This is a genomic window from Micromonospora endolithica (genome assembly GCF_003626595.1).
Taxonomy (GTDB): domain Bacteria; phylum Actinomycetota; class Actinomycetes; order Mycobacteriales; family Micromonosporaceae; genus Micromonospora; species Micromonospora endolithica.
Genome location: NZ_RBAK01000008.1, coordinates 41,411 through 60,358, shown reverse-complemented (window position 1 = coordinate 60,358; position 18,948 = coordinate 41,411). Strand labels below are relative to the sequence as shown.

The 18,948-nt window shown below is 72.8% G+C and carries 17 protein-coding genes; 10 read left to right on the top strand and 7 right to left on the bottom strand.

Going from position 1 to position 18,948, the window contains the following annotated elements; translation table 11 throughout:
* Positions 1-18: 18 nt before the first annotated feature.
* The 4 genes from D7223_RS20185 to msrA form a co-directional block, all read right to left on the bottom strand.
* A complete protein-coding gene (locus D7223_RS20185) occupies positions 19-1,212 on the bottom strand; it encodes an osmoprotectant NAGGN system M42 family peptidase (RefSeq protein WP_120729982.1) in 1,194 nt (397 codons plus the stop codon).
* Positions 1,209-3,035 (bottom strand): N-acetylglutaminylglutamine synthetase, encoded by a 1,827-nt coding sequence (gene ngg, locus D7223_RS20180; protein ID WP_120729981.1) that lies wholly within the window; start codon positions 3,033-3,035, stop codon positions 1,209-1,211. Before ngg ends, D7223_RS20185 begins: the two co-directional genes overlap by 4 nt.
* Before the next feature lie 2 nt (positions 3,036-3,037).
* On the bottom strand, positions 3,038-4,822 hold the full coding sequence (locus D7223_RS20175) for an N-acetylglutaminylglutamine amidotransferase (RefSeq protein WP_120729980.1): 1,785 nt from the start codon (positions 4,820-4,822) through the stop codon (positions 3,038-3,040).
* A gap of 202 nt (positions 4,823-5,024) precedes the next feature.
* Positions 5,025-5,687, bottom strand: coding sequence for a peptide-methionine (S)-S-oxide reductase MsrA (gene msrA / locus D7223_RS20170; protein ID WP_120729979.1), 663 nt, complete (start codon positions 5,685-5,687; stop codon positions 5,025-5,027).
* 188 nt (positions 5,688-5,875) lie between these two features.
* On the opposite strand from msrA, the gene D7223_RS20165 reads away from it, so the two are divergent.
* From D7223_RS20165 to D7223_RS20155, 3 genes are read left to right on the top strand one after another with little or no spacing between them, the layout of a single operon-like run.
* Positions 5,876-6,676 carry a helix-turn-helix domain-containing protein gene (locus tag D7223_RS20165; RefSeq protein ID WP_120729978.1) on the top strand — a complete coding sequence of 267 codons (801 nt, stop codon included), beginning with the start codon at positions 5,876-5,878 and terminating at the stop codon, positions 6,674-6,676.
* Positions 6,667-6,855 (top strand): DUF397 domain-containing protein, encoded by a 189-nt coding sequence (locus D7223_RS20160; RefSeq protein ID WP_120729977.1) that lies wholly within the window; start codon positions 6,667-6,669, stop codon positions 6,853-6,855. The genes D7223_RS20165 and D7223_RS20160 overlap by 10 nt, the downstream gene beginning before the upstream one ends.
* Before the next feature lie 4 nt (positions 6,856-6,859).
* Positions 6,860-7,333 carry a GNAT family N-acetyltransferase gene (locus D7223_RS20155; RefSeq protein WP_120729976.1) on the top strand — a complete coding sequence of 158 codons (474 nt, stop codon included), beginning with the start codon at positions 6,860-6,862 and terminating at the stop codon, positions 7,331-7,333.
* On the opposite strand, the gene D7223_RS20150 is transcribed toward D7223_RS20155, so the two are convergent.
* Positions 7,317-7,727, bottom strand: coding sequence for an HIT family protein (locus D7223_RS20150; RefSeq protein ID WP_120729975.1), 411 nt, complete (start codon positions 7,725-7,727; stop codon positions 7,317-7,319). The genes D7223_RS20155 and D7223_RS20150 overlap by 17 nt on opposite strands.
* A 119-nt stretch (positions 7,728-7,846) precedes the next feature.
* Here D7223_RS20150 and D7223_RS20145 point away from each other — a divergent pair, with 119 nt between their 5' ends.
* Genes D7223_RS20145 through ilvA form a run of 3 tightly spaced genes read left to right on the top strand, consistent with a single transcriptional unit; the run spans position 7,847 to position 11,649 of the window.
* Positions 7,847-8,989 (top strand): cystathionine gamma-synthase, encoded by a 1,143-nt coding sequence (locus D7223_RS20145; protein ID WP_120729974.1) that lies wholly within the window; start codon positions 7,847-7,849, stop codon positions 8,987-8,989.
* Between the two features lie 16 nt (positions 8,990-9,005).
* Positions 9,006-10,406, top strand: a complete 1,401-nt coding sequence (locus D7223_RS20140) for an amidase (RefSeq protein ID WP_120729973.1) — start codon at positions 9,006-9,008, stop codon at positions 10,404-10,406.
* Between the two features lie 25 nt (positions 10,407-10,431).
* On the top strand, positions 10,432-11,649 hold the full coding sequence (ilvA, locus tag D7223_RS20135) for a threonine ammonia-lyase (protein ID WP_120729972.1): 1,218 nt from the start codon (positions 10,432-10,434) through the stop codon (positions 11,647-11,649).
* Positions 11,650-11,682: 33 nt separating this feature from the next.
* On the opposite strand, the gene greA is transcribed toward ilvA, so the two are convergent.
* Together greA and D7223_RS20125 are read right to left on the bottom strand one after the other, a co-directional pair.
* On the bottom strand, positions 11,683-12,180 hold the full coding sequence (greA, locus tag D7223_RS20130) for a transcription elongation factor GreA (RefSeq protein ID WP_120729971.1): 498 nt from the start codon (positions 12,178-12,180) through the stop codon (positions 11,683-11,685).
* A 131-nt stretch (positions 12,181-12,311) separates the two neighbouring features.
* Positions 12,312-12,743: a DUF4307 domain-containing protein gene (locus D7223_RS20125; RefSeq protein ID WP_120729970.1), complete on the bottom strand. Its 432-nt coding sequence runs from the start codon at positions 12,741-12,743 to the stop codon at positions 12,312-12,314.
* Between the two features lie 192 nt (positions 12,744-12,935).
* Between D7223_RS20125 and mca the strand changes: the two genes are divergently transcribed.
* The 4 genes from mca (at position 12,936) to D7223_RS20105 (ending at position 18,938) form a co-directional block, all read left to right on the top strand.
* On the top strand, positions 12,936-13,817 hold the full coding sequence (mca, locus tag D7223_RS20120; RefSeq protein WP_120729969.1) for a mycothiol conjugate amidase Mca: 882 nt from the start codon (positions 12,936-12,938) through the stop codon (positions 13,815-13,817).
* Between the two features lie 48 nt (positions 13,818-13,865).
* Positions 13,866-14,159, top strand: a complete 294-nt coding sequence (locus D7223_RS20115; protein ID WP_120729968.1) for a hypothetical protein — start codon at positions 13,866-13,868, stop codon at positions 14,157-14,159.
* A 216-nt stretch (positions 14,160-14,375) separates the two neighbouring features.
* Positions 14,376-16,865: a putative bifunctional diguanylate cyclase/phosphodiesterase gene (locus D7223_RS20110; RefSeq protein WP_238162141.1), complete on the top strand. Its 2,490-nt coding sequence runs from the start codon at positions 14,376-14,378 to the stop codon at positions 16,863-16,865.
* A 27-nt stretch (positions 16,866-16,892) separates the two neighbouring features.
* Positions 16,893-18,938, top strand: a complete 2,046-nt coding sequence (locus D7223_RS20105) for a thioredoxin domain-containing protein (RefSeq protein WP_120729966.1) — start codon at positions 16,893-16,895, stop codon at positions 18,936-18,938.
* The last annotated feature ends 10 nt before the right edge of the window (positions 18,939-18,948 follow it).

Here is an 18,948-nt window from a genome sequence, read left to right as displayed (position 1 = left end):
GAATGCCGGGCGCCGAGGTCAGAACGAGTCGACGATGCCGATCGGGCCCTCGCGCGGACCCTCGGTGTTGGCCGGCTGCACGGCCAGCGACGGGAAGTCGGCCAGGTCGCCCTCCGGCTCGGCGTCCCACTCGGGGAACACCAGGTCGCTCTGGAGGTAGAGGCAGAGCAACTGGGTGAGGTGCCGCAGCCCGTCGAGGTGGGTGCGCTCGTGCCCGTGGGTGGCGTCCACCCCGAAGCCGAGCAGCGCCACCCGGGCGTGCGCGCCCGCCTCGACCGCCGCCGCCACGTCCGAGCGGTAGTACTCGAAGACGTCGCGGACCAGGTCGACGTCGTGCTCGCGGGCGATCGAGGCGAGGTTGCGGGTGAGGTGGTAGTCGAAGGGGCCCACGCCGTCGCCCATGGCCAGGGTGGCCGACTTCTCCCGGGACTGCTGGCCCGGCGCGACCACCGCCGCGTCCACCGACACGATCTCCGCGACGTCGGGGTCCAGGCCGTGCGAGGCGCCGTGGCCGATCTCCTCGGTGACGGTCACCAGCAGGTGCGCGGTGACCGCCGGGGTCACCCCCGAATCGACCATCGCCTTGAACGCGGTCAGCACCGCCGCCACGCCGGCCTTGTCGTCCAGGTGCCGGGACTTGACGTACCCGCTCGGGGTGAACTGCGGGTTCGGCAGGAACGCCACGAAGTCACCGGCGTCGATCCCGAGCGCCCGCAGGCCGGCGACGTCCTCCACCGGCTCGTCCACCCGGACCTCGACGTGCTGCCAGCCGACCCCCTGGACGTCGACGTCCTCGTTGTAGCGGTGACCGCTGGCCTTGAGCGGGAGCACCTGCCCGGTGATCACCCGCTCCAGGTCGTCGGTGAAGATCCGTACGTGGGCGCCCTCGGCGAACCGGGCGCTGTGCGTACCGATGGTCTTCAGCTCCAGGCGGCCGTTGTCCTTCAACAACTTGACCATGCCGCCGATGGTGTCGGTGTGCACCACGATCGCCCGGTCGGCGCCGGTGGACCGGGGGCCGGGCAGGCAGGCGCTGAGCGCTCCGCGTCGGGTGAGCGTGGAGGAGATCCCGAGCGCCGAGAGGCGCTCGCCCACGTACTGCTGCACGTGGTCGGTACGCCCCGACGGACTCGGGATCTCCAGCAGTTCCAGCAGCACCTGGCGCAGGTATTCCATGTCGAGCTTGAGCGGAGCGGGCTTGCGTGCGGTCATGCCCCAGAGCTTGCCGCACCCGCCGGGGACCAGAGACGCTGAGGTGCCCGTGTCCCGGGGAAGAGCAGGTCCACGAAGCGCTCGGCGGTCGGCTGCGGCTCGTGGTTGGCCAGTCCGGGCCGCTCGTTCGCCTCGATGAAGACGTGCTCCGGCCGCTCCGGGGTGGGAACCAGCAGGTCGAGCCCGGTCACCGGGATGTCCAGGGCCCGGCTCGCCGTCACGCACGCCTCGGCGATCTCCGGGTGCAGCTCCGCGGTGACGTCGTGGATGGTGCCGCCGGTGTGCAGGTTGGCGGTTCGCCGGACGACGAGCACCTGCCCCTCGGGCAGGACGTCGTCCATGCCGTACCCGGCCTCGGCGACCACCTCGCGGGTCATGTCGTCGACCGGGATCCGGGACTCACCGCCGGTGGCGGCGGCCCGGCGGCGGCTCTGCCGGTCGATCAGCTCGGCCACGTCGTGCACCCCGTCGCCGGTGATGGCGGCCGGCCGGCGGACCGCCGCGGCCACCACCTCGTGGTCGATCACGATGACCCGCAGGTCCTCGCCGGTGCACAGTTCCTCCAGCAGCACCTCCGGGCAGAACCGGGTGGCCAGTTCCACGGCGGCGGCCAGCGCCTGAGGGGTGCGTACCCCGACCGTGATGCCGTTGCCCTGTTCGCCCCGGGCCGGCTTGACCACCAGCTGGCCCACCTCGGCGAGGAACGCCGCGTCGGTCTCGTCTCCGGCGGCGGTCCGCCCCCGGGGCACGCTGAGTCCCGCCTCGGCCAGGATCCGTCGGGTGACCCGCTTGTCGTCGCAGCGGCTCATCGCCACCGCCGAGGTCAGCTCGGACAGCGACTCACGGGTCAGGACGGTCCGTCCGCCGCTGGTCAGCCGCAGCTCGCCCCAGGCCGGGTCGGTCACCTCCACCCGGATGCCGCGCCGCATCGCCTCGTCCGCGACGATCTTCGCGTACGGGTTGAGCCGGTCGTAGCCGGTGGGCATGGCGGGCAGGAACAGCCGTTCGTTGATCGGGTTCTTGCGCTTCACGCACAGCGTCGCGGTCCGGTAGAAGCCGAGGCGCTCGTAGAGCCGGATCGCGCCGGAGTTCTCGGCCAGCACGGACAGGTCCACGAACGCGCGACCGCGTTCGACCAGCCGGGCGGCCAGCGCGGTGATCAGGGCCTGCCCGGTGCCCGGCGGGGCGGCGTTGAAGTCGACGGTCAGGCACCAGAGGCTGGCGCCGTTGTCCGGGTCGTCGAAGACCGCCACGTGGTCCACGCCGGTGATGGTGCCGACGATCTCGCCGGCGGCGTTCTCCGCCAGCAGGTGCAGGAAGCGGTCGGTGCCGGCGTTGTCGACAAGCACCTCGACCGGCGCGGTGACCATGCCGTTGGCCGCGTAGATCCGGTTGACCGCCTCGGCGTCGTCGGCGTCGCGCAGCTGACGGAACGTCAGGCCGGGGATCACGCCGTCGTCGGGCAGCTCGTGGTCCAGCGGCAGCCGGTAGGTCAGCGACGGGTCGATGAACAACTCGTCGGGCAGCCGGGACACCAGCACGTGCGGATCGCGCAGGTAGATGCAGATGTCCCGCGCGCCGGCGACCTCGGAGCGCAGCACGTCCGCGACGGCGGCCTGGTCGGTGAAGGTCTGGCCGAACACCAGCCGGCCCCAACCGCAGTCCAGCACGACGCGGGGGCCGCCGGCCTGGTTGTCGGCGTCGGTGGCCGGCGGAGCGTGCGTGGCCACCGGATCGCCACCCGGCCCCACCCGCTCGTAGCGACGGGTGCGGCCACGCAGCTGGTCCACGTTGGCCACCCCGGTTGCGAGGGTGTCGGTCACGGTCAGTCGATTCCGTGGCTCTGGAGCCACATTTCCAGGAGTCCCAGTTGCCACAGCTTGTTTCCGTTCAACGGGGTCAGTTCGGCATTCGGGTCAGCGAGGAGCGCGTCGACGTACTCGGAGCGGAACAGGTCGCGGCGACGGGCCTCGGGCGCGGACAGCGCGTCGGAGACCCGGTCGAGGAGCTTGCCTTCCAGGTGAGTCAGGCCGGGGACCGGGAAGTAGCCCTTCGGGCGGTCGATCACCTCGTGCGGCAGCACCCGGCGGCCGATCTCCTTGAGCACGCCCTTGCCGCCCTGGGCCAGTTTCAGCTCCGGCGGGCAGCTCGCGGCGAGCTCCACGAACTCGTGGTCGAGAAACGGCACCCGGGCCTCCAACCCGTGCGCCATGGTCATGTTGTCCACCCGCTTGACCGGGTCGTCGGTCAGCATGATCTGGGTGTCGATGCGCAGGCCCGCGTCCACCGCGGTCTGGGCGCCGGCCCGGGCCAGGTGCGCGGCCACGAACTCCCGTGCCGGGTCGCCGTCGGCCAGCCGGTCCGGGTTGAGCACCGCGGCCAGGCCGGCCGCGTCGCGGTCGAAGAACGCCCGGGCGTACGTGTCGAGGGCGTCCTCGCGGCCGACCCGCGCCAGCGGCGGGTACCAGTGGTAGCCGCCCAGGATCTCGTCCGCGCCCTGCCCCGACTGCACCACCTTGACGTGCCGGGCCACCTCCTGGCTGAGCAGGTAGAAGGCGACGCAGTCGTGGCTGACCATCGGCTCGCTCATCGCCGCGACGGCGGCCTCCAGCGGCGGCACCAGGTCACCGGTGGGCACCTTGATCTGGTGGTGGTCGGTGTCGAAGGTCTTCGCCACCAGGTCGGAGTAGCGGAACTCGTCGCCCTCCCGGCCGCCGACCGAGTCGAAGCCGATGGAGAACGTGGACAGGCCGCGCTGCCCCTCACCGGCGAGCAGGGCCACCACCAGGCTGGAGTCCAGGCCGCCGGAGAGCAGTACGCCGACCGGCACGTCGGCCACCATCCGCCGGCGTACGGCGGTGGTCAGCGATTCCAGCAGGGCGTCCTGCCAGTCCTTCTCCGACCAGCCGGCGCGCCCGGCGTCCCGGGTGAACGACGGGTCCCAGTAGACCCGCTCGGTCGTGGAGCCGTCCGGCTCGTAGACCCGGACGGTCGCCGGGGGAAGCTTGGTGACGCCCCGCAGGATGGTCCGGGGAGGCGGCACGATGCTGTGGAAGCTCAGGTAGTGGCCGAGCGCCACCGGGTCGATGGTGGTGTCGATCCCGCCGCCGGCCAGCAGCGCGGGCAGGGTGCTGGCGAAGCGCACCACGCCGGGCGTCTCGGCCAGGTAGAGCGGCTTGATGCCGAGCCGGTCCCGGGCCAGCACCAGCCGGCCGGTGTCCCGCTCGGTGATCGCGACGGCGAACATGCCGATCAGGTGGTCGACGAAGTGCAGACCCCATTCGGCGTACGCCTTGACGACCACCTCGCTGTCGCCGGAGGAGAAGAAGCGGTGCCCCTTGGCCTGGAGTTCGGCGCGCAGTTCGCGGTAGTTGTAGATGCAGCCGTTGAAGACTCCGGTGAGACCGGCGCCCGCGTCGACGAGCGGTTGGCCGCTCGCGGCGGAGAGGTCGATGATCTTGAGGCGTCGGTGCCCGAGGGCGGTCGCGCCCTGCGCCCACACCCCGCTGTCGTCGGGCCCTCGGTCACTCATCGTGGCCGCCATGCGTTCCACCGTCGCCACGTCGGCGCGTGACCCGTCACGCCGGAACTCTCCCGCAAGTCCGCACATGCCAGGCAATGCTGCCAGAGGATATTGCGGTTTGCCTGTTGGGACGATGACAGTCACGTAACAGGGTTGCTAAAGTGCCCGCCCATCGTTCACTATGCGTGATCCCTGGCCCGGTCCCGCACCGAGGCTCGGCCGGTGCCCGAATCGGCACTGGCCTGCGGTGTGACAAACACCGCAGGCCAGCTGAACACCGCCGAGTCGGTCAGCCGGCGGTACGGGCCACGCCGACCGGGCAGCTCAGCCCGTTCGGGCCGTGATTGCAGTACCCGTTCGGGTTCTTCGTCGGGGCCAGGTACTGCTGGTGGTAGTCCTCGGCGAAGTAGTACTCGCCGAGCTGGCCGATCTCGGTGGTGATCTCACCCTTGCCGGCCCGCGCCACGATCGGCGCGAACGCGTCCCGGGACGCCTGCGCGGTGGCGAGCTGGTCGTCGGTGGTCGTGTAGATCGTCGACCGGTACTGGGTGCCGACGTCGTTGCCCTGGCGCATGCCCTGGGTCGGGTCGTGGTTCTCCCAGAAGACCTTGAGCAGGTCCTCGTAGCTGATGATCTTCGGGTCGTAGACCACCTGGACCACCTCGGCGTGCGCGGTCCGGCCCGAGCACACCTCCTCGTACGTCGGGTTCGGGGTGCTGCCACCCGCGTAGCCGACGGAGGTGGTGACGACGCCCGGCAGGGTCCAGAACAGCCGCTCGGCACCCCAGAAACAACCCATTCCGAAGACCGCCACCCGCGCGCCCTCCGGGAACGGGCCCTTCAACGGGGTGCCCAGCACCTCGTGCCGGTCGGCGATCGGCATGGCGATCAGCCGGCCCGGCAGGGCCTGGTCGGGGGTGGGCAGGTCGGCCTTCATACGGCGGAGGAACACGTGGGACTCCTTTCGTACCCTTCGCAGCGTGCAACGCCACCGGGTCCCGGTTCCTTACCCGCCCGGCCACCACTCAGGCACACACGCCCGTCTGTGCAGGCCGACGGGCTTCCCCGGCGGGTGACGCCGCCGTTACCGTGTGCTGTTCCGGCGCGTCTGTCCGGTCCGGTCGTTGGTGGAGGTGAGCGGTGGCGGGTTCGGCACTGGTGGAGCTGTTCGCCGGGGAACTGCGTCGGGCGCGCTGCGCGGCCGGGCTGTTCCAGGAGTCGTTGGGGGAGCAGATCAGCTACTCGGGGTCGCTGATCGCGGCGGTGGAGCAGGGGCGGCGACTGCCCCGACCGGACTTCACCGCCCGCTGCGACGAGGCACTGCGCACCGACGGGCTGCTCGGTCGCATCCGGGAGCAGTTGAGCCGTGAGGTGCTGCTGCCCTGGTTCCGCGAGTGGGCGCGGATCGAGCAGGAGGCCACGGTGCTGCGGTCGTACCAACCGCTTGTCGTGCCGGGCCTGCTCCAGACCGAGGAGTACGCGCGGGCGCTGCTCACCGGCGCCGGCCGGTTCAGCGACGAGCAGGCCGAGCAGCTGGTGGCCGCCCGGCTGGAACGCCAGGCGGTGCTGGCGCGCGGTGCGCCGCCGCAATTCGTCGTGGTCCTCGACGAGTTCGTGCTCCGCCGGCCGGTCGGCGGGCCGGCGGTGATGGCCGCCCAGCTCGCCCACCTGGCCGAGGTCGGCCGCCGCTACCACGTACACCTGCATGTCGTGCCGGTCGCCGCCGGCGCCTATCCGGGCCTCAACGGGGCGTTCGTGGTCGCCACCACCGCCGACGGCGACGACGTGGCCTACCTGGACAACCAGCTCCAGGGGCACGCGGTGTCGCGCGCCCCGGACGTACTATCGCTGCTGCGGACCTGGGAGTCGGTGCGCGCCGAGGCGTTGCCCGCCCGGGCGAGCGCCGAGCTGATCGAGGAGGCGGCACGGGCATGGACCTGACCGGAGCACGGTGGCGCACCAGCACCCGCAGCAGCGGCAACGGCGGCGACTGCGTCGAGGTGGCCGACAACCTGCCGGGCGTCGTCGCCGTACGCGACAGCAAGGACCGGTCGGGGCCGGCGCTGGCGTTCCCGCCGGCCGCCTGGCGGGCCTTCGTCACCACCCCGCCCACCCGCTGACCGGGTGAGCGCCCGGCCCACGGTCGTCCCGATCCACCCGGAGGCCGACGAGGCGCTGGCCCGGTCGCTGCTCGCGGTGCAGCACGCCGCATACGCGGTCGAGGCCGCGCTCATCGGCGACGACCGCATCCCGCCGCTGCACGAGACCCTGGCCGACCTGCGCGCCGCACCGCTGCGGTGGCTCGCCGCCGGTCTCGGCGAGCAGCTCGCCGGGGCGATCGCCTGGACCGAGGACGCGGAGGTGGTCGACATCGAGCGGCTCGTGGTCGACCCGGCCGCACACCGGCGCGGCGTCGGTCGGGCCCTCGTCGGCGCGGTGCTGGAGCGGGCCGGGGGCCGACGGGTGATCGTCGCCACCGGCCGGGACAACCAGCCGGCCCGGACCCTGTACGAGTCGTTCGGCTTCACCCCCACCGGCGACCAGGAGGTCATCGAGGGCCTGTGGGTGACCCGCTACACCCTCACAGGGCGGCGGTGACGCGGGCGGCGTACTCCTCGGCCTCCGCGTCGTCGGCGTAGCGGGTGCGTGGCCAGAAGAAACCGCGCAGGCCGTCGCCCTTGGTCCTCGGCACCACGTGGGTGTGCAGGTGCGGCACCGACTGGGACACCTTGTTGTTCATCGCCACGAACGTCCCACCCGCGCCGAGCCCGCCCTCCACCGCCGCCGCGAGTCGCCGGACCAGGCCGAAGTAACCGGCGATCGACTCGACCGGCAGGTCGGTCAGGGCGACCAGGTGGGTACGCGGCACGACCAGCACGTGTCCCTTGAAGACTGGCCGGGTGTCCAGGAACGCCACCCCGTCCGGCTCGTCGACCACCCGGATCGCCGGCACGTCACCCGCCACGATCCCGCAGAACACACACCCGGCCATCGGACGAGCGTAGTTCCGTCAGCGGAGGGTCGCCGGTCGGCGCGTGTTAACAGGGGGCCCTTCCTCTACCGGAGGCGTTAACGGGGGGCCCTTCCTTGCACTGGACTAACGTTCCGGGCATGAACCACGGCTTCGAGACGCTCGCCATCCACGCCGGTCAGGACCCCGAGGCCCGTACCGGCGCGGTGATCCCACCGATCTACCAGACCAGCACCTACGCCCAGGACGCCGTCGGCGCTCCCCGGCTGGGCTACGAGTACAGCCGTTCCGGCAACCCGACCCGGGACGCGCTCCAGGAGTGCCTCGCCGCGCTGGAGGGCGGGCCGGTCGCGCTCGCCTTCGCCAGCGGCCTGGCCGCCGAGGACACCCTGCTGCGTACCGTCTGCACGCCCGGTGACCACGTCGTCATCCCCGACGACGCGTACGGCGGCACCTACCGCCTGTTCGCCAAGGTCGCCGAGCGCTGGGGCCTCGCGTACACCCCGGCGAAGGTCTCCGACGTCGACGCCGTGCGAGCCGCGATCCGGCCGGGCACGACGAAGATCGTGTGGGTGGAGACGCCGACCAACCCGCTGCTGGGCATCGCCGACATCGCCGCCCTGGCCGCCGTCGCGCACGACGCGGGCGCCCTGCTGGTGGTCGACAACACGTTCGCCTCGCCGTACCTCCAGCAGCCCATCGCGCACGGCGCGGACGTGGTCGTGCACTCCACCACCAAGTACGTCGGCGGGCACTCCGACGTGGTCGGTGGTGCGCTGGTCGCCGCCGACCGGGACCTCGGCGAGGAACTGCGCTACCACCAGAACGCGATGGGCGCGATCAACGGCCCGTTCGACGCGTGGCTCACCCTGCGCGGCATCAAGACCCTGGGCGTACGCATGGACCGGCACTGCGACAACGCCGAGCGGATCGCGGCGTACCTGGACGGACACGCCAAGGTCGGTCAGGTGATCTACCCGGGGCTGTCGTCGCACCCCGGGCACGAGGTGGCCGCGAAGCAGATGCGCCGCTTCGGCGGCATGATCTCCTTCCGGGCGGCCGGCGGTGAGGACCACGCCGTCCAGATCTGCAACCGGGCGAAGTTGTTCGTCCTCGCCGAGTCGCTCGGCGGCGTGGAGTCCCTGATCGAGCACCCGGGCCGGATGACACACGCAAGTGCCGCCGGCTCGCCGCTTGAAGTTCCCGGTGATCTCGTGCGACTGTCTGTCGGCATCGAGACGGTCGACGACCTGCTCGCCGATCTGGAGCAGGCACTGGGCTGACCGCCGTTTGGGGAGGGTGGCCGTGCAGGACATCATGCCGACCTGGGTCGGTGCGACCGCCAAGCAGATCGCCCGGGGCGTACGCCGGGGTGACGTGTCGGCCACCCAGGTGGTCGCCGACCACCTCGACCACATCGCGCGCGCCGACGCCGACCTCGCCGCGTTCCGCGCGGTACGCGGCGGGGAGGCGATCACCGAGGCCGAGAAGGTCGACGAGCAGGAGGAACTGGCCAACCTCCCGCTGGCCGGCGTGCCGGTGGCGGTGAAGGAGAACACCCCCGTCGCCGGCCTGCCCACCTGGAACGGATCGGCCGCGGTGCGTACCGCCGTCGCCGAGGCCGACCACGAGGTGGTCCGGCGGCTGCGCGGTGCCGGCGCGGTGATCCTCGGCGTGACCCGGATGCCGGAACTCGGCCTGTGGGGCCTCACCGACGACGAGAGCGCGGTGACCCGCAATCCGTGGGACCGCTCGCGTACGCCCGGTGGTTCCTCCGGCGGCGCGGCCGCCGCGGTCGCCGCCGGCCTGGTGCCGATCGCGCACGGCAACGACGGCCTCGGCTCCATCCGCATCCCGGCGGCCTGCTGCGGCCTGGTCGGGTTGAAGCCGGGCCGGGGCGTGATCCCCTGCCAGCTCGGCGCCGACGACTGGTTCGGCCTCACCGAGCACGGCATGCTCGCCACCACGGTCGCCGACGCGGCGGTGGGCTTCCAGGTGCTCGCCGGCCGCCGGCAGGAGAAGCTGGTCCCGCCGCAGCGGCTGCGGGTCGGTGTGTCGCTGCGGTCGCCGGTGCGCGGCGTGCAGCCCGACCAGCCGAACCGGGACGCGGTCGCCGCCGCCGGTCGGCTGCTCGCCGCGGCCGGCCACGACACCATCCCCGCCGACCCGGTCTACCCGACCGCGCTGGGCCTGCAGGGCATCGCCACCTGGTTCGCCGCGGCCGCCGCCGACGTGCGGGCCGCCGGTGTCGACCGGGCCGGGCTCCAGCGGCGCAGCCGCCGGCACGTCGCGCTCGGCGAGTGGGCGCAGAAGCGTGGGTACGTCCGGGAGGCCGACCGGGACGCCTGGCGGGACCGCTCGATCGGCTTCTTCGCCGACCACTCGGTCGACCTGCTGCTCACCCCGGCGCTGGCCACCGCGCCGCCGGCGGCCGCCGGCTGGTCGGCCCGGTCCTGGCGGGCGAACATGGTGACCAACATCCGGTACGCCCCGTACGCGGCACCGTGGAACATCGCCGGCCTGCCGGCCATCGTCGTGCCGGTCGGCCGCCGCCCCGACGGGCTGCCGGTGGCGGTGCAGCTGGTCGGCCCGCCCGGCTCGGAGCTGCTGCTGCTCGGTGTCGCCGGCCAGTTCGAGCTGGAAGCCCCCTGGACCCGCCACGCCCCCGGCTACCCGAGAGTCCCCACCCCGACCCGGTGACCGGGACAGGTGGCACGATCGGGGCATGACGGAACTGGTCAGCCTGGACGACATACGCGCGGCGCGGGAACTGCTCGCCGGCGTCGTCCGCACCACCCCGCTGGAGCCCTCGCGACCGCTGAGCGCGCAGTTGGGCGGTCCGGCGTGGCTCAAGTGCGAGAACCTGCAACGGGCCGGGTCGTACAAGGTGCGCGGGGCGTACGTGCGGATCTCCCGGCTGTCCGCGGCGGAGCGGGCCGGGGGTGTGGTCGCGGCCAGCGCCGGCAACCACGCGCAGGGGGTGGCGCTCGCCGCCGGCCTGGTCGGTACGCACGCCACCGTCTTCATGCCGGTGAACGCGCCGCTGCCGAAGGTGGCGGCCACCAAGGGGTACGGCGCGCAGGTGGAACTGGTCGGCAACACGGTCGACGAATCCCTGATCGCGGCGCAGACGTTCGCCGAGCGGACCGGCGCGGTGCTGATCCACCCGTTCGACCATCCGGACGTGATCGCCGGCCAGGGCACGGTGGCGCTGGAGATCCTCGAACAGTGCCCCGACGTCAAGACGATCATCACCGGGGTGGGTGGCGGCGGGCTGGTGTCCGGCATCGCGGTCGCGGCGAAGGCGCTGCGGCCGGACGTCCGGATCGTCGGCGTGCAGGCGGCCAGCGCCGCCGCCTTCCCGCCCTCCCTGGTGGCGGGTGAACCGGTGCGCCTGCCGTCCTTCAGCACGATCGCCGACGGCATCGCGGTCGGGCGGCCCGGGGAGCTGACCTTCACCCACGTCCGCAAGCTCGTCGACGAGATGGTGACGGTGTCCGAGGAGGACATCTCGCGGGCCCTGCTGACGCTGCTGGAACGGGGCAAGCAGGTGGTCGAGCCGGCCGGCGCGGTCGGCGTGGCCGCTCTGCTCGCCGGTGCGGTGCAGGTCGAGACGCCGGTGGTGGCGGTGCTCTCCGGCGGCAACATCGACCCGCTGCTGATGATGCGGGTGATCGAGCACGGACTGGCGGCGGCCGGCCGCTACCTGCGGGTCACCGTGCGCTGCACCGACCGGCCGGGGCAGCTCGCCTCACTGCTCGGCGAGATCGCCGAGCACCGGGCCAACGTGGTCGACGTGGAGCACCAGCGGGCGAACCCGCACCTGCGCCTGGGCGAGGTCGAGGTGGCGTTGTCGGTGGAGACCCGGGGCGTGGAGCACTCGGACAAGCTGATCAGCGCCCTGCGGGCCAGCGGCTATCAGGTCTTCGCCGCCGGGGCGTGACACCGACCGGCGTCACGCCCCGGCGGGGACCGCTCAGCCGGAGAACGGCTCGAAGCTGACCACGGTCACCTTGATGTCCGCGCCGCTGGGGGCGGTGTAGGTGCAGGTCTGACCGGGGCGGCAGTGCAGGATCGCCTTGCCCAGCGCCGACTCCGGGCTGTAGACCGTGAGGTCGGTCGTGGCCGAGATCTCCCGGGACCCGAGCAGGAACGTCTCGGTGTCGTCCTTGTCGTCGTCGAAGTAGATCGTCACGACCATGCCGGGCGCCACCGTGTCGGCGGTCGGCGCCTCGCCGACCTGGGCGGTGCGGAGCAGCTCCTTGAGGTAGAGGATGCGGCCCTCGGCCTTGCCCTGCTCCTCGCGGGCGGCGTGGTAGCCGCCGTTCTCCCGCAGGTCGCCCTCCTCGCGCCGGGCGTTGATCTCGGCCGCGATGACCGGCCGGTTGGCGATCAGCTCGTCGAGCTCAGCCTGGAGACGGTTGAACGCGTCCTGGGACAGCCAGGTGGCGGGCGCCTCGTTTCCAGTGGACACAGGCGTACTCCTCGTTTGTGCGTGCTGGCTGACAGGTGAACTTCCAAGTTACCAGTGCCGTACGACACAGGTTGCCGGTGATCAACCGACGGTGGGCCGGTCGCCGGCGGTGGCGGTGGGTCCCGGACCGGTCAGGCGGGCCGGCAGCGCAGCACCTCGCCGATGAACGGCCGGCCGCTGGTGGTCAGGCGGTGCTGGGTGGTGATGTGCCGCTCACCGGGGCGGGCGGCGACGGTGACCTCTTCCAGCGCGACCTGCGCGCCGTCCCGGGACCGGGCCCGCAGGACACACACCGCCCGACCGCCGTCCGGCACGGTGACCCGGAAGTCGACGAGCACCTGCTCGTCGGTGATCCCGGTGTAGGTGATCACCTCGGCCCGGTAGTTCGGATCCCCGTACTGCTGGTAGAGGCGCACGCTGACCACGCCCAGGACGGCCAGCAGCGCGAGCGCCAGCAGCGCGACCAGCAACGGTCGGCGACGGCCCGGCTCCCGGCGGCGGCCGTAGCGGCCGGGCGGGAATACCGGCGCCCCCGGTGCGGTTGTGGCGTGCGTCTCGGTCACCGGCGGGAATCTCCTGGCGTTGTTGTCGGCGGCATCGGCAAGAATGGCAGGGTTCCATTCTCCCAGCCGGTCCTGTTGTCAAGAATGCCAGGTCGGCCGCCGGCAGGTCCGGGCGCGGGGGAGGATTCCGGCAGGTCAGCCAGTCGGCCCGGGGGTGTGGCCGTCGGTTGGCAGAGACGAGGAGCGCCAAAGGTGGCAGAGCGACTGCGACTCATGGCTGTGCACGCGCATCCGGACGACGAGTCCAGCAAGGGTGCGGCGACGATGGCCAAGTACGTGGCCGAGGGCGTGGACGTCCTGGTGGTCACGTGCACCGGGGGTGAACGCGGCAGCGTGCTGAACCCGAAGATGGACCGGCCGGACGTCTGGGCCGACATCGGGCAGATCCGCCGCGCCGAGATGGACGCCGCCCGCGCCATCCTCGGTGTGGAGCAGGCGTGGCTGGGCTTCGTCGACTCCGGGCTGCCGGAGGGCGACCCGCTGCCGCCGTTGCCGGAGGGCTGCTTCGCCCTCCAGGACGTCGAGGTGGCGGCGGGGCCGCTGGTCCGGCTGATGCGGCAGTTCCGCCCGCACGTCGTCACCACGTACGACGAGGAGGGCGGATACCCGCACCCCGACCACATCATGACCCACAAGATCAGCGTCGCGGCCTTCGAGGCGGCCGGCGACCCGGAGCGCTACCCGGAACTGGGCGAACCGTGGCAGCCGCTCAAGCTCTACTACGACATCGGGTTTTCCAAGGGCAAGATCATGGCCCTGCACGAGGGGATCCTCGCCGCCGGCCTGGAGTCGCCGTACGGAGAGTGGATCAAGCGCTGGGAGGACCGGCCGGACAAGGGCCCCCGGATCACCACCCGGGTCGAGTGCTCCGACTACTTCCCGGTCCGGGACGACGCCCTGCGCGCCCACGCCACCCAGATCGACCCGGACGGCTTCTGGTTCCAGGTGCCGATGGAGCTGCAGAAGCGGTCCTGGCCGACGGAGGACTTCGAGCTGGTCCGCTCACTGGTGGACAGCCCACTGCCCGAGTCGGACCTCTTCGCCGGTGTGCGGGAGACGGCCCATGTCCGCTGACCGGGCACGGGTCTACCCTGGTCACCAACCGCGCATCGGAGGAACACCATGTTGACCACCGCCCAGGTGCTCGCCCAGAACAACTTCGGGGACACCCGCACGGGTGGGCTGGCCGGTCCGATGGGCCTGTTCCTCATCCTGCTCCTGGCGACCGCCACCGTCCTGCTGATCCGCAACATGAACGCCCGGCTGCGCCGGCTGCCCGACCGGTTCCCGCAGCAGCCGCCGTCGGCCGAGCACGGCCGGGCCGACGCGGCAGTCGGTGATCCGACAGACGGGACGGGAACGCAGGATTCATCGACGAACGCACCCGACGGGCGTCAGCAGCACCGGAACGGCTAGTCCGGGCATGAATCACGTCGAACCCGGTGGCCGCCCCCTGTTGCGGCCACCGGGTTTGGCTTAGCCTTCCGCCGGGGGACCAGAAGTCCCGCAAGGCCGTGCGCGGGAGGGGGCGCCGATGACCGTCACAGCAGCGACGGCTCGTCGTACCTCCGGCCGGCCCGTGGCGGGAGGAGATCGGTGACGTCCGGCAGCGCCGGCGAACCGTGGCGGGAGGTGCCCGGCGTACGCGCCCGGCTGTTCCTGCTGACCGCCGCGGTCACGGCGACCGCCCTGGTGGCCTCCGCCCTCGGGGCGACCCTGCCGACCGGGCTGCCGGCCGACGACCCGCTCGGCGGGCCGGCCCGCTTCGGGATCGCCGTCGCGATCCTCGCCCTCGCCCAACTCGCCCGCCTGCGGTTCCGCACCTCCGCCGGCATGGTGAGCATCACCTGGGGCGAGGCGGCCCTGATCGTCTGCCTCTTCCTGACGCCCGCCGGCTGGCTCCCGTCGGCCACCCTCTGCGGCACCGGCCTCGCCTGGGCGGCCATGTCGCTGTTCGGCGACCGCCGAGGCGGCTGGGAGGTCGTCCGCATCGCGGCCTCGCTGTCCGCCGCCACCGCGTTGGCGGTCACCGTCACCGCCGCGCTCGGCCGGCCGCTGCTCGCCCCGCTCACCCCGGTGCTCGCGGTGGCGCTGATCGCCGGCTCGGTCACGTACCTCCTTGCCAGCGCCCTGCTCGGCGGCGGCACGCTGGCCCTGCGGTACGGCGTACCCGCCGTCCCCCTCCTGCTCGCGGCGCTGCGCGGCAAGCTGCTGATGTTCGTCGGCAACGTCGCGGTCGGCCTGGTCGTGGTGGCCCTGCTGCAACGGGATCCGCGCTGGCTGCTGCTGCTCCCGCCGCCGCTCTGGCTGCTCCAGCAGACCTACCGGCACCGGCTCCGGGCCGACCAGGAGCGGCGCGCCTGGCGGGCCTTCGCCGACGCCACGGCGGCGCTCAACCAGCTCGACGAGCGGGGCGTCGCCACCGCCGCGGTGACCGGCGCGCTGACCCTCTTCCACGCCGAGCTGGTCGACATCGACGTGGCGCGCGCCGACGGCCGGTGGCGGCGGTACCGGGGCGACCCGAGTGGCCAGCTGGTGGACCTGGAGGTCGGCGCGCCCGCCGGGGCCGCACCGGAGGAACACGAGCTGGTCCGCGCCCTCACCGTCGGCGACACCAAGGTGGGTGAGCTGCGGGTGCGGCTGCCCCGGTCCGCACCGCCCTCCCCCCGCGAGCACGACGCGGTGGCGGCGTTCTCGGACGCCCTCGCCGCCGCCCTGCACGACGCCGCGACCCACCGGGAGCTGCGCCTGGTCACCGCGCGTTCCTCGTACGAGGCGGTGCACGATCCGCTGACCGGGCTGGCCAACCGCGCGGCCATGCTGGGCAAGGGCGACCAGACGCTCCGGCAGCTCGCCCACGACCATCCGGTGGCGCTCCTGCTGCTCGACGTCGACCAGTTCAAGGAGGTCAACGACACGCTCGGGCACGCGGCCGGCGACCAGCTGCTGCGGCTGACCGCCAACCGGCTGGGTTCGCTTGCCCGCGGCGGCGACCTGCTGGGCCGCCTCGGCGGCGACGAGTTCGCCCTGCTGCTCACGTCGGTCCCGGTGATCGGTGACCGCACCGCCCCGATGGCGTACGCGCTGCGCCAGGCGCGCGAGATCGCCGAGCGGCTCGCCGCTCCCACCGAGGTGGCCGGGGTGCGGATGTCCGTCGAGGTCTCGGTGGGCGTGGTGGTGGCCGACGCGGGCACCGCCGACATGACCGAGCTGCTGCGCCGGGCCGACATCGCGATGTACCAGGCCAAGGAGGGCGGCGGCAGTGTCGCCGCGTACGACCCGGCCCGGGACGCGGCCAGCACCGACCAGCTCGCGTTGCTGGCCGAGCTGCGCGAGGCGCTGGCCACCGACGACCAGCTGGTGCTGGCCCTCCAGCCGGCGGTGGACCTGGCCACCGGCGCACCGACCGGGGTGGAGGCGCTGATCCGGTGGCGGCACCCGCGCCGGGGCTGGCTCGGGCCGCACGACTTCATCCGCCCGGTGGAGAACAGCGAGCAGCTCGGCACCTTCACCCGGTACGTGCTGGACAAGGCGCTGGGCGTCGCCGCCGGGTGGGCCCGGGAGGGCCTGGACGTGCCGATCTCGGTGAACCTCTCGGCCCGCAGCCTGCTCGACCCGAAGCTCCCGGTGGAGATCGCGGACGCGCTGCGACGGCACCAGGTGCCGCCGCACCGGCTGGTCCTGGAGATCACCGAGACGGTGGTGATGAGCGAGCTGGAGGTCATCGACGAGGTGCTGGCCACCGTGCGGGCGATGGGCGTGCAGTTGGCGGTGGACGACTTCGGCACCGGCTTCTCGTCGTTGACGTTCCTCACCCGCATCGCGGTGGACGAGCTGAAGGTGGACCGCTCCTTCGTCATCCGGATGGCGGACTCGCCGGAGGCGGCGGCGATCGTCCGGACCACCGTGGGACTGGCTCAGGAGCTGGGCCTGCGGGTGGTCGCCGAGGGCGTGGAGACGGCCGAGCAGCGGTCCGTGCTGGCCGAGCTGGGCTGCACCGCCGCGCAGGGCTACCACTTCTTCAAGCCGATGCCGGCGGACAAGATCGGCGCCGTTCTCGGCACCCTCCTCGACGAGGCCCGCCCCAACGTCTTCCCCCTGCGCGCCGACGGCGCCGGCTGACCGACGTTCACTGGTTAAGGTCGTCGGGTGAACCGACTCGCTGACGCCACCAGTCCGTACCTGCTCCAGCACGCCGACAACCCGGTCGACTGGTGGCCCTGGTGCGACGAGGCCTTCGCGGAGGCGAAGCGGCGCGACGTGCCGGTGATCGTCTCGGTCGGTTACTCGGCGTGTCACTGGTGTCACGTGATGGCCCACGAGTCGTTCGAGGACGCCCAGGTCGGTGCCCTGATGAACGACAACTTCGTGTCGATCAAGGTGGACCGGGAGGAGCGCCCCGACGTCGACGCGGTCTACATGACCGCCACCCAGGCGATGACCGGGCAGGGTGGCTGGCCGATGACCGTCTTCGCCACGCCGGACGGCACCCCCTTCTTCTGCGGCACGTACTTCCCCCGGGCCAACTTCGTCCGCCTGCTGGAGTCGGTCACCACGGCCTGGCGTGAGCAGCGCGAGGCGGTGCTCCAGCAGGGTGCCGCCGTGGTCCAGGCGATCGGCGGCGCGCAGGCCGTGGGCGGGCCCACCGCGCCGCTCGACGCGGCCGTGCTCGACGCCGCGGCCGAGCAGCTCGCCCGGGAGTACGACGAGACCAACGGCGGCTTCGGCGGCGCGCCGAAGTTTCCGCCGCACATGAACCTGCTCTTCCTGCTGCGGCACCACCAGCGCACCGGCTCGGCGCGCAGCCTGGAGATCGTCCGGCACACCGCCGAGGCGATGGCCCGGGGCGGCCTGCACGACCAGCTCGCCGGCGGCTTCGCCCGGTACTCGGTGGACGGCCACTGGACCGTGCCGCACTTCGAGAAGATGCTCTACGACAACGCGTTGCTGCTGCGGACGTACACCCAGCTCTGGCGGCTGACGGGCGATTCCCTCGCGCGGCGGGTGGCCCGGGACACCGCACGGTTCCTCGCCGACGAGCTGCACCGCCCGGGCGAGGGCTTCGCCTCCGCGCTGGACGCCGACACCGACGGCGTCGAGGGCCTGACCTACGTCTGGACGCCGGCGCAGCTCGTCGAGGCGCTCGGCGAGGACGACGGCCGGTTCGCCGCCGACCTGTTCGAGGTCACCGCCGAGGGCACCTTCGAACACGGCGCGAGTGTGCTGCGGCTGGCCCGTGATGTCGACGACGCCGACCCGCAGGTGCGGGCCCGGTGGCGGGACGTGGTCGGCCGGCTGCTCGCGGTCCGGGACAACCGGCCGCAGCCGGCCCGCGACGACAAGGTGGTGGCCGCGTGGAACGGTCTGGCGATCACCGCGATCGTCGAGTTCCAGCAGGTCGCCGCCGGCTACGCGCAGGAGGGCCCGGCCGAGGACGCGAACCTCATGGAGGGTGTCACCATCGTCGCCGACGGGGCGATGCGGGACGCCGCCGAGCACCTGGCCCGGGTGCACCTGGTGGACGGGCGGCTACGCCGCACCTCCCGGGACGGGCGGGTCGGCGAGTCGGCCGGGGTGCTGGAGGACTACGGCTGCGTGGCCGAGGCGTTCTGCGCCCTGCACCAGCTCACCGGGGAGGGCCGCTGGCTCGCCCTGGCCGGGCAGCTCCTCGACGTCGCGCTGGAGCGGTTCGCCGCGCCGGACGGCGGGTTCTACGACACCGCCGACGACGCCGAGCAGCTCGTCGCGCGGCCCGCCGACCCCACCGACAACGCCACCCCGTCGGGCCGCTCGGCCATCGTCGCGGCGCTCGTCGCGTACGCGGCGCTGACCGGGGAGACCCGCTACCGGGAGGCGGCCGAGGCGGCGCTGTCGACCGTCGCGCCGATCGTCGGCCGGCACGCCCGGTTCACCGGTTACGCGGCCACCGTCGGCGAGGCGCTGCTCTCCGGGCCGTACGAGGTCGCGGTGGTCACCGACGACCCGGCGGGTGACCCGCTGCTCGTGGCCGCGCACCGGCACGCCCCACCCGGCGCGGTGATCGTGGCCGGTCCGTCGGACGCGCCGGGGGTCCCGCTGCTCGCGGACCGGCCGATGATCGACGGGCGGCCGGCCGCGTACGTCTGCCGGGGTTTTGTCTGTGACCGTCCGGTCACCGAGGTGGCCGACCTCATCGCGCAGCTCGCTGGCCGGTAGGAGCGCGGGC